Here is a 12617-nt window from a genome sequence, read left to right on the forward strand (position 1 = left end):
TCGATATTTTCGAAAATGTCGAAGGGATCTATTGTGGCTGAGGCGGTAAAATAGTCGCCTATCACGGCGGTCACCCTTTGCTCCAGTCTTCTGGGTGGCCTGTGTTTATGCGTTGGAGGATGTATGGCTGAGTTGCGAATCGAGAAACCGACCCTTATCACTCAATTGGAAGGAACAGTGTTTGTCATGGATGCCGAAGGCTCCTTGCGCCGCGCCGCGGTGGGCATGCAGCTGCAATCTGGCGAGCGCCTGCTCGCCGAATCCAACGGGCGATTCGAACTGGCCGACTCGACCGATGAGACCCATGATCCGAACCAGATAATGCTGGCACAGGCAGATCAGGGCGATGCGCTTGATCCCGAGCTGGCCAGCCTGCAAGAGGCCATCCGTCAGGGCGCCGACCCGACGGCCTTGTTTGAAGAGACCGCGGCCGGTAATGACGCCGCCGGTACCGCGGGCGGTGTGGTCGGCTCCAGTGCCGGCGGCTTCGTGGTGGTGGATCTCAACAACGACTTCACCGTGGTGGAGGCCGGCTTTGATACCGACCACCAGACACTCCCCCAGGGCAATGAAGATCCCTATGTGGAAGATCAGGATCAAGTCGCCGAGATCACCATCACCGAGCCCCAGACCCTCGACAACATCATCAACGCCGACGAGGCGACCGGCGTCATCATCCGCGGGACGGTAGAAGACGTCGAAGTGGGCCAGACGGTGACCGTGACCCTGACGGATCAGAATGGCAACAGTCTGACCATGACCACAGTGGTGCTGCCCGGCTTCGTCTGGGAGGCGAACTTTGGCGATGTCACCGGCAAGCTGGTGGATGGCCCCTTGACCATTCAGGCCGATACTCAGGACGCCGCCGGCAACCGGGCCAGCGACATTGGCGAGACCCTGCTCGACACCATCACCACCATCACGCTCGACTTGGCCGATGAGAGCGACACCGGCGCCAGCCAGGTGGATGACCTGACCCGCGACACCACGCCGCTGCTGCAAGGCAAGGGAGAGCCCGGTGCCACCGTGACCCTGAGCCTGGGTGGCGCCGTGCTGGCGGTGCTCACCGTCGATGGCAATGGCAACTGGCAATACCAGATCCCGAGCGACATGGCAGACGGGGCCTATGATTTTCGGGTCGACTCGGTGGACATCGCCGGCAACCGTGCCAGCGACACCCTGACCGTCACCGTCGATACAAAGGCCAGCATTGACATCGACGATCTCGATACCAACAAGGTTCTGGGTCATGACAATGTCACCCTGAGCGGCACCACTACCCAGGTGGAAGCGGGCCAGAGCGTCACCATCACCCTCATCGGTCAGAATGGCCAGACCCTCTACAGCGGCACGGCCCTGGTGGGCAGCGATGGTCGCTGGCAGCTCAGTGGCCTGGATCTCTCCACCCTCTCGGGCCCCTATGAGGTGCGTGCCGAGGTGACCGATCTCGCGGGTAACCGGGTGATCGACGGGGCCCCCCTCATCGGCCAGAGCGATGTGCTGACCCTGTCTGAAGCGGATCTGGCCAAGGGCCCGGTCAGTGCGACTGGCTCCCTGCATACCGGCGCCGGACTGGATGGCAACCTGCAGGTGAGCTTCGCCGCCGATCAGAGTGCCCTCGAGCAGCTCGGCCTCAGCAGCCACGGCTCGGCGCTCAGCTATCAGATAAATGGCCAGACCCTCACCGCCAGTGCCGGCGGCATCACCGTCTTCACCCTGACGCTCTCCAATGACGGCAGTTATCAGATCGTCTGGAACCAGAGCCTGGATCACGGCCAGGACAACCTGAATCTGCCGTTCTCCCTGGAGTATCGCGACAGCGACGGGGATCTGGTTCACGCCAATCTCAACGTCAACCTGGTGGACAGCACGCCCCCTGACTTCACTCTCTCACCCATCACCCTCACCGAGGATGCGTTCACAAATCAAGGGGTCGTGGTGGGCCAGAGCCACTTCGTGGTGGGCCACCAGTCCGATCCCTTGCTGGCGGACTCTGTCGCCTTCGCAGATCAGGCCAATACCCTGGCCCGTCTCAACGGCAGTGGGCTTAGCAGCGACGGTCATGTGCTGAGCTTCGAATTCAGCGGCGATCGCCTGCTCACCGGTTATTACATCGATGATCAGGGCAATCGCGTCGAGGTGATCAAGGCCGAGCTCAATGCCAGCCAGGCCGGCAGCGATATCAACGGCACCGTCACCGTCACCCTCAATGGGCCGCTGGATCATCAGGGCAATGATGAACTCTCGCTGGGGCTCTCCGTGTCGGCCAAGGAGATCGACGGCGATGAGACCCGCGCCGATCTGGTGGTCTCCATCAACGACGGTGTGGATCCCAACCTTGGCATCGACAGCGGCATCAGCCTGCAGGAAGGGGGCGCCAGCCAGTCTCTGGATGGCCAGCTGCCGGTCAATGTGGGCAGCGATCGCCTGGTGTCCCTCAATTTCGAGGCGAGCCAACCCGGCCTCGAGGGCCTGACCAGTGGCGGTAAAGCCACTACTTATCAGGTCAACGGCAATCAGATCACACTGCTAGATGCCGGTGGCAAGGTCATTTTGACTGTCACTTTGGATCTCGACGGTAAATACCACCTGCAACTGGACGGCGTGCTGGATCAGCCGCTCACCAGCAACAGCGTCAACCTGGGGCTGCAGGTACAGGGCACCGATTTTGACGGGGATCAGAGCAACCTCGGTACCCTCAATATCGCCATCACCGACGGTGCCTTGCCAAGCGTGGATGCGGTCACGCTGGATCTGGTGGAAGACAGCGACTGGAGCGCAGGGCAAAGCCTCTCCGGGGATCTCAATATCACCGTGGGCAGCGACCCTCTTGCCAACATCAGCTTCGATGCCAATCAGCCCGGCCTGCAAGGTCTCACCAGCGGCGGCCAGCCGGTAGTTATCAGCGTCAGCGGCAACAGCATCAGCGGCACCGTCAACGGGCAGAATATTTTCACCCTGACCCTGGATCAGCAGGGCCACTACGTCTTTACCCTCAACCAGCCGCTGGATCAGGGCAGTGCCGACAACCTGCTCAAGGCGGGCTTCACCCTGACCGACAGCGATGGTGACAAAGTCTCTTCTTCCCTGAGCGTCGCCATCGGTGATGGGGCCAATCCGGTGATCAGCGCCGTGACCGGTACCGAGATGACCGAGGCCAACCAAGGGGCGAAGGATGTGGTTAGCCACATGAGCTTCACCGTGAGCCATGGCTCCGATGCCCTCGAGCAGAGTAGTCTCAAGTTTGATATTGCGGCCATCCAGCAGAGCCTGGACGGCAAATACAGCAGTCACGGCAGCCCGGTGACCTTCACCCTGGATGCCAACGGCGAACTGGTGGGCACCACGGCCGACGGCCGTGAGGTGCTGCGCGCCGAGCTGGAATTGGTCGACAACAACGGTAACTGGAGCGTCACCGCTAAGGTGACCTTGAGCGGTGAGCTGGATCATCAGGGCAACGAGTCTCTGGACCTGCCGCTGACCGTGACCCTGACCGACAAGGACGGGGACAGCGTCTCCACCGACCTGCCGCTGGTCATCAAGGATGGCAATGCGCCCGGCTTTGTGGCGGGCAGCGGGGTGAGCCTGGATGAGGGGGATCTCAACGGCGGCAACACCCTGACCGGCACAGGCCATTTCGAAGTCAATGCGGGCTCGGATCGGGTGAGCGAGGTGTCGTTCGCCGACATAAGTCAGCAGCCCAAGCTGACCGCCCTGGGCCAGAGCGTTATCTATGAGCTGGTCGACGGGGATCCCAGCATCCCGGGCAACCAGATCCTCAAGGGCTACGTGATGGTCGACGGCCAGCGCGTCGAGGTCTTGGAAGTCGAGATCAGTGGCAGCCTGGATAATGCCGCCAGCAACGGTTTCGACTACAAGGTGACCCTGTATGAAGGGGTGCACCAGGAGAACGGCAGCACCAGCACGGATCTGCCGTTCCAAATCAATGTGATCGATAGCGACAAGGGGGCCGGCAACAACGACAGCACCGGCGGCACCCTCAACGTCAGCATCGGCGAGGGGAACAACCCGACCATTTCCCTGACTGGCGTGACCTTGAACGAAGGGCGCTTCGACGGCGCCGGCAGCAGCCAGACCGCCGATGATCAGCAGGCCACAGGAAAACTCACCATCAAGGCGGATTCCGATCCCGTGGTGGATGTGCGGCTGACCCTCGCAGGCAAGGTATTGGATGCGAGCGGCAACCCCATCACCCACAACGGTGAAACGCTCACCTGGAAAGAGGTGCCGGGCAGCAACGGCCACATCTTCCAGGCCATGACCGCGAGCGGCACCCTGGTGCTGACGGTCACCCTGCCGAGCGTGCCGGGTCGCATAGAGGCGCACACAGATGCGACTCTGGATTATCAGGTGACGGTGCACACCAACCTGGATCATGGGGCGGATAACAATCTCAACCTGACCCTGCCGGTGCAGGTAACCGACAGCGACGGCTCTGTGATCAACGGTAATACCAACGTGGTGATCAAAGATGCCGCCGATCCGCTGATCTCGAACATCGAGTCCGTGCGGGTCGAAGAGGCGGATCTGGATGCGAGCAATACCCAGCACCCCGGCACCACCCCGACCGAAAATGGGGAGGCGGCAGGTGGCAAGGTGACCATCAGTGCCGGCTCGGACCGGGTTGCTTCTCTTGAACTCGATGTGGCGGCCTTCAACCAGGCGAACCACCTCACCTCAGGTGGCAAAGAGGTGACCCTGGCCGCCCACAGCAATCCGGGCTGGTATCTGGCGAGCACGGCGGATGGCAAGCCGGTGTTCTGGATCCACCTCGACGTCAACGGCAGCTACAGCTTCCATTTGGTAGGCCAGCTCGATCACGGTGCCCAGGGCAAGGATGAGCTCGGCATCGAGATACCCCTGTACGTGACAGACCACGACGGGGACCGCAGCCCCAATGTGACGGTCGAAGTGCATGTGCAGGATGACATGCCGATTGGTACCAGCCTGGCCCATACCCTGAACGAGACCGGCAGCAGCGTGAACGGCGATCTGCTGCCCCCCGCCAACGAGGGGGCCGATGGCGCCAGAGTCGTCTCGGTCACCGTCAATGGTCAGGTTCATGCTTTCAACGGCAGCTTGACCCTGGACGTGATGAGCCCGGATGGCAAGCAGGTGATGGGCTCCCTGACCATAGGTGAGGACGGCAACTACAGCTTTACCCCGAGGCCCGGCTTCGATCACGATGCCGCCAGCCTGAGCCAGGTCATCACCGCCCAGATTGTGGACGGTGACGGCGACACCGCCGAGAGCACCCTGACCCTCAATATGGAAGACGAGGCGGTGCGCTTCACCGTGAATGCCGCGACCGGACAGGAAGATCAGGGGGCGCAGGATCCGAGCCAGGGCATTCCCATCAACATGCAGCTCGATATCGGTGACTTTGACCGGGGCGAGCATGTGGATCAACTGCTGATCCAGGCGCCTGCCAATGCTCATGGCACCTTCTACTACAACGGGGTGGCGCTCACCACCACGGCCGATGGCAAGTGGTTCATCGTGCCACCGGCTGCCATGGTGACCAGCGACAACGTTCACTACAGCACATCGGGTCTTACCTTCGTACCGGCAGATGACTGGTCGAGCTGGAGCAACAACAAGCAGCCGCTGCACTTCCAGGTGCAGGTCGACGTCGGGGTGACCGAAGGGACGCCACCGCCACCGGTGACTGGGGATCTCGCCATCACGGTGCAAGGCATCGCCGACAAGCCGGAATGGGATTCCAGCACCGCCAAGCACTACAGCATCAATGAGGATGGCAACGGTGTTGCCCTGAATGTGCAGGCCAACCTCACGGATCTCGATGGCTCCGAGACCCTGAGCTATCAGATCAAGTGGGCATCCGGCCAGGGCAGCCTGACCCTGAACGGCCAAGAGCTCAAACCCGATGCCAACGGCGTCTATACCGTCTCTGCCGGTGACATCAACAAGATCACAGTGGTGCCTGGCAAGGACTACAGCGGCGACATCAAGCTCTCCATCACCCCGGTCAGTACCGAGAAGACACCTGTGGTGAGCGGCCAGGACAAGGCGCTTGGCGACAGCATAGAGCTGGTGATCAACGTCAACCCGCAGGCGGATGATGCCAAGCTGACGGTGCGCGAGATCCAGAGCAAGGAAGACACCCTGATGAATCTGGGCAGCAAGATAGTGCTTGCCCATCTGGGAGACACTGCGGACGGCTCGGAGCAGATGTTTGTGCGCATCAGCGGCCTGCCCGCCGGCGCCACCCTGCTGCTCGGCGGTGTGGCGGTTGTCATGGATGCGAACGGTTATTACGAGGTGCCCTACGATCGCATCAATGAGCTGCAGATGCAGCCGCCCAAAAACAGCAACGTGGACTTCGATCTCACCATCAAGGGGGTTGTGAAAGATACGGCCACCCTGACCGATGCCAATGGTCAGACCCATACCGTGGTCAACGAGAAGGAGACCGGCTCCCAGAATCTGCACGTGGACATGGTCGGGGTGGTGGATGAGCCGCACTTCAACCTGGACAGCACGGGCTGGACGCCGGAAGGCAATGGCTACAGCATCACCATCGCGGAAGATGGCCGTGCACCGCTCGATTTCAGACTGGAGTCGGGGGAGAAGGTCGATACTCCGCTCGATAACTCCGAAACCCTCAACCTGGTGCTGGAAGGCTTGCCGGAAGGGGCCAAGGTGTTCGATGGCAATGGCAACGAGCTGACCCTGACCTTCGCCGGCCTGGATGCCAACGGCAAGCCCATCTATCAGGTCAATGTGTCGGATCTGGGCAACCTGCAGATCCAGCCGCCGCCCAACAGCACTGCCGATATTCACCTCGTCGGTCACGTGGTGGTGACCGAGAACGACGGGGATCACAAGAGCTTCGATGTGCCGCTCACCATCAAGGTGGAACCCGCCATCGACGCCGGCGACTACGCCAAGACCAGTAATGGCCTGGAAGACGAATTTGTGACGCTGAACTGGCATCCCGACTTGAGCGACAGCGCCGAGAAGGTGACCCACCTCAGTCTCTCCGGCATCGAGCCTGGCTACGAGATCTGGGTCAAGGATGCCAACGGTACTCACCAGCTCACGCTGGGGAGCGATGGCAGCGTCACCCTGAGCGATGCGGATCTGCAGAGTCTGCTCAGTGGCGGCCAACTGCTGGTGCGGGCCCCGGAGGACAGCGACAAAGACACCAATATCCAGAGCCATGTGACCGTGACTCAGCATGACGTGGACTCCAGCGTCGTCGTCGACAAGGTCATCAACGGCAATCTGCACGTGGATATCCAGGCCGTGGTGGAACCCGATGGCAATCTGGTACAGACCGGCGGGGCACTGGAGAGCCCGGACGGGCACGATATCCCGCTGGATGGAGTCTTCGTGTTCCAGGATCTGGACCCCAGCAGCGTCGAGACCATCGACTACCTGGTCATCAGCGATCTGCCGCCCGGCTTCGTGGTGATCGGGGGGATCAACGATGGCTACGGCAACTGGACCGTGCCTCACGATGCCCTGGGCAGTTATGCCTTGCGCTCGCCTGATGGCTTCACCGGCACGGTGACCTTCAAGGTGAGTGCCCAGGTGCATGATCTCAGCGACGACGGGGATGTGAGTGCCAGCGTGCGCAAGGACTTGAATGCCAGCGCCGACTTCCATGCCGCGACCAATTCCGGTCAGGTGGCCGCCACGGTTGATCTGGATAACAGCCAGCCCATCACCGGAGTGGAGGATCACAGTGTCAACTTCGGTACTCAGCTCAAGAGCATGATCACCCTGGGCACGGCGGATATCGGCGATGACGAGCTCAGCATCGTCCTCACCGGCCTGCCCCCCGGCGTCAGCGTGCAGGGGCTGACCTATGACTTCGTCAACGGCGAGTACCTGATCAAACTGCCCAATGGGCTGAGCGATCTCGACAACCTGACCCTGACCCTGCCGGAAGACTATGCCGGCGACGATCTCAGCCTGCATGTGCGGCTGGTCAATACCGATACCGTGAGCGGTGACACCAAGACGGCGGATCAGGACATCCGCCTCTCCATCACCCCGGAGGTTGACGTCAATGGCGGCGCCGACGGCATGCCGAGCCTGCAGTTGGAAGTGAAAGATGTGAACGGTGATGGCCAACCGGACAACCTGGAAGACACCGAGATCCACCTCGATCTCTCGGTCAAGCTGGCGGACATCAGCCCCTCTGTGGCCAATGGCGGCCTCGAGACGGTGGAGCGGGTAACCGTGACCGTCGATGCCAAGTACGGTCACTTCCTCGATGCCAATGGCAATCCCGTCCAGTCCCTGGTGGTGGATGCCAATGGCCTCAAGGATCTGGTGTTTATTCCCAAGGAGCACTACAGCGGTCAGGTGCCGCTCGATGTGACCGTGGATATCCTGGATACCGCCACCACGGGTACAGATCGCGGCAGCTGGAGCGGCCAGGTGGGCTTCGAGGTCAAACCGGTCAACGATCCGGCCAAGATCATCGTGCACGATGTGAAGGGTGACGAGGATGGCCGCGTCAATCTGGGGGGCTTCGGCGCCGAGCTTGTCGACACCGACGGCTCCGAAAAAATAGTGGGGCTGCAGATCACTGGGGTGCCGGATGGCTTCACCCTCTCTGCCCCTGCGGTCAACAACGGCAACGGCGTCTGGCAGATCCCCGTGGGGACCGATTTCTCCACCCTGACTCTGATCCCGCCGGCGGATTTCAGCGGCAGCGTGGATCTGACCCTGACCGCTTACACCCTGGACAATGGTCTGAGCGTACCGCTCGGCACCAGTGGCAACTTCACCGTCACCGTCAACCCGGTGGGGGATGTGATCATCGCCGACATCATGGACAAAACGAGCGGCACCGAGGGGGATGTGATCACCCTGAACCTGGGGCTGGAGACCCGGGATACCCAGGCCACCGGCGGCAGCGCCGGCAACGTCCATGAGAATGGCCCCGAGCAGGTGCGCGTCACCATCGAAGGGGTCCCCGATGGCGCGCAAATCCGTCTGCCAAACGGGGTCAATGGCACTGTGGTGGATCTTGGCAACGGTCGCTGGCAGGTCACCACGGATGGCACCAAGCTGGGTGCCATCGAACTGGTGACCAACGATGCCAACGGCGCCCTGGATCTGAAAGTTACGGCCCAGAGCCTTGACAACGGCGCCCTCGGCCCCGAGGTCAACGGCACCATTCACGTGGATATCAGCCCGGTCAACGATGCTCCTATCAACGTCTTGCCAACGGATCCCCAGGTGGCGCAGGAAGATCAGCCCTTCGTCATCAAGGGCCTGCAGGTGCAGGATGTGGATGCGGGCAGCGGCGACATGAAGGTGACCCTGTCGGTGGAGCACGGCACCCTCAATATTCCGGCAGGCAGCGGGGTGACAGTGGTGGGTAACGGCACCGGCTCCCTGGTGCTGAGCGGATCGCTGGATGCCATCAACGCCTTGTTAAACGGTGGTCTGACCTATCAGGGCAACCCGGATTACCACGGCAGCGACAACCTGACCATGGTCACCAATGACAATGGCAACACAGGCAGTGGCGGGGCGCTGAGCGACACAGACGTGCTGCCCATCGAGGTGCAACCGGTCAACGATGCGCCCGTCAACGTCTTGCCAAGCGATCCCCAGGTGGCGCAGGAGGATCAACCCTTCGTCATTCACGGCTTGCAGGTGAGCGACGTGGATGCGGGCAGCAGTCCCCTCACAGTGACCCTGTCCGTCCTGCATGGCACCCTGAACCTGGTAGCAGGCAACGGCGTGACAGTCACTGGCAACGGCACCGACTCTCTGGTGCTGAGTGGCTCGCAGGATGCCATCAATGCGCTGCTAAACGGCGGCGTCACCTATCAGGGCGAGCAGGACTTCAATGGCCAGGATGCTCTGACCATGGTGACCAACGACAACGGCAGTACCGGCAACGGTGGCGCCCAGAGCGATACCGACGTGCTGCCCATCGAGGTGGAAGCGGTCAACGATGCCCCGGTCAACCAGGCGCCTGACACAATGCAGGTGAAGGAAGACGGTGCACTGTCGCTCTCCGGCATCAGCGTCAAGGACGTGGACGCCGGCAGTGCCCCCATGTCCATGGTGCTGCGGGTCGAGCATGGCGTGCTGACCCTGCTCGGGACCATGAGCGGTAACGTCGTGGCAACGGGCACGGGGACCAATGAAATCACCCTGGTGGGATCCCTGGCAGAGCTCAACGCGCTGATCAGCGGCAACCTGCACTATGAGCCGGCCAAGGACTTCTGGGGTCAGGACAACCTGACCATCATCACCTCGGATCAGGGCAACACGGGGGCGGGTGGTGCGCTGACCGATACCTCCACCGTTGGCATCACCGTCACGGCCGAGGCCGATGATCCCCAGCTCAGCCTCGGGGCGCACGACATCCATGCCCTGCAAGGGGCCTGGGTACCGCTGAACCTCAGCGCCAGCGTGGTCAACCCGGCGCCGGGTGAGCTCTCGGTGCGGATCCAGAATCTGGGCGGTGCCCAGGTGGTGGACGAGCACGGCCAGAGCGTGGGTCATGCCGATGGCAGCGACTGGCTGTTGCCCATGGATCAGTCGGTGCCCATCTACCTCAAGGATCTGCCTACGGGGGATCACGCCCTGATCTTGACCGCCGAGTCGAGCGCGGGGGGCAATACCCAGGGTTCAAGCCAGGAGACCCTCAATATCCACAGCCAGAGTGGCAACACCCTGACCGGTACGGACAGTGCGGACTGGCTGTTTGGCTCAAGTGGTGATGACAGGATCCTGGGCGGTCAGGGCAACGACATCCTGACCGGTGGCGAGGGCAGCGATCTCTTCGTGTGGGGCAGCGGTGATGAAGGCACCACCGGGCAACCGGCTCTGGATACCATCACCGACTTCAATCCGACCCAGGGGGACAAGCTCGATCTGGCGGACCTGCTCCAGGGGGTGACCGACAACAGCGTGGACGGGCTGCTTAACCACCTGTCTGCCTCTGTCACCTCCGGTAACGGTGGCCTGAGCGACGTGAATCTGTCGGTCTCTCCGGCGGGGGATGGTCAGGTGACCCAGCAGATAACCCTGAAGGACGTGGACCTGAGCGACTGGAGTCTGAGTATCGGCTCCTCCTCCCACGACATCCTCCAGTCCCTGCTGGATCAAAATAGCCTGATCATCGAACACCCCTGATGGTGAGAGATGAATGAAAAGAGCCGGCAATTGCCGGCTCTTTGTTTTTCTGGGTGACTGTTTTTAGGTTATATCGTTATTTTTGTATGTGGTGGATGCTTGGCGCATCAAGATGGCAAATAAGCAGTGTTTATTTCTTATATAAACGCCTTAGCCAGCATATGGATGGGGCGCTCGCAGTGGGGGATGGATGTGCTCATCTTGTCCCCCATGGGCCAGCTCTCATCCATATCCGTCAGACCAACGCCTGTGCCAGCAGATGGATGGGGTGCTCGCAGCGAAACGCCGTGCTCATCTCTATCTGCCACTTGCAGGTCTCGCAGTCGGTGATGACGAGATCAGGATTGAGTCGATTTATCTGATCAAACAGCCCCTCGCCGATATCCTGGCTGGTCTGGTAGTTCTCCGATTTGAAGCCGTAGGTGCCGGCGATGCCGCAGCACTGGGAGTCCAGCACCGTCACCTTGACCCCGGGGATGGCGCGTAGCAGCTCGAGTGTGTAGATGACGCCCCCCATCTTTTCCATGTGGCAGGGGGTGTGGTAGGCGATGTGCAAGCCGAGCGGCTTCATGGCCGGCTTGTTGCCGCGGTAGAACTCGTTCCAGATAAAACGCGTCACCAGCGAGATGCGATCCCGCACCTTGCGGTTGTCCTGCTCCAGCAGGTGGGGGTATTCGTCCCTTAGGGTGAAGCCGCAGGTGGAGGAGGTGGCCAGGAGCGGCATCTCGTTGCCGAGCAGGCTGTTCTCCATCTGCTTGATATTGAACGCCGCCTGCTGCTTGGCCTTGTCCATGAAGCCGTTGGCGATCAGCGGCACGCCGCAGCATTTCTCCCGCTCCAGCAGTTGCACGCCGATGTTCATGGCGTTGAGCACCTGCACCAGCTCCTTGCCGAGCTGTGGGTGGTTGTAGTTCACATAGCAGCCGTGAAAGTAGGCGATCTGGCGCACGAAACTGGCCTGAACGTCTTTCTGCTTCTTGTACCAGCCACGGAAGGTGCCTTGGGAGTATTTTGGCAGGTCGCGGTGGGAGGAGACCCCAAGTACCTTGTCCAACACCTGCTTCACGGGCTTGAGGCCGGTGGTGAAGTTGACCACCGGCGCCATCAGGGTAGACATGCTGCCCATCAGATCCGTGTGGGAGAGCACGAATTCGCGGATCCCGGGCTTGATGCCGCCGTACTGGTGCTTGGCTTTGGCGATGATGTCACCGATGCGCACTCCGCTTGGGCAGGCCACCTCGCAGCGTTTGCAGTTGGTGCAGTATTTGAGGGCGCTGTCGAACAGCTCCGGGCTCTTGATGCGCAGCCGCTCACCGTCCGGGCCGGCCTGTTTCGGACCTGGGTAGGCGGGATTGGCCTTGGCCACCGGGCAGTAAGCGGTGCAGACGGTGCATTTGATGCACTGATCGAATGTTTGGTTGGCGTGATCCAGTAGCATGTCAGTTCTCCTCCCGTCGGCG

2 protein-coding genes are annotated in these 12617 nt (G+C 61.4%); one reads left to right on the forward strand and one right to left on the reverse strand.

The features are described from left to right. Window positions 1-123 precede the first annotated feature (123 nt). Window positions 124-11157, forward strand: coding sequence for a retention module-containing protein (locus BN1137_RS21340; RefSeq protein ID WP_083443507.1), 11034 nt, complete (start codon window positions 124-126; stop codon window positions 11155-11157). A 235-nt stretch (window positions 11158-11392) separates the two neighbouring features. Here the strand turns inward: BN1137_RS21340 and glpC are convergent, their stop codons facing one another. Then, window positions 11393-12595 (reverse strand): anaerobic glycerol-3-phosphate dehydrogenase subunit GlpC, encoded by a 1203-nt coding sequence (gene glpC / locus BN1137_RS21345; protein WP_050720523.1) that lies wholly within the window; start codon window positions 12593-12595, stop codon window positions 11393-11395. Window positions 12596-12617: the final 22 nt, after the last annotated feature.

Origin of the sequence: Aeromonas tecta (genome assembly GCF_000820185.1) — a bacterium.
Classification (GTDB): Bacteria; Pseudomonadota; Gammaproteobacteria; order Enterobacterales; family Aeromonadaceae; genus Aeromonas; species Aeromonas tecta.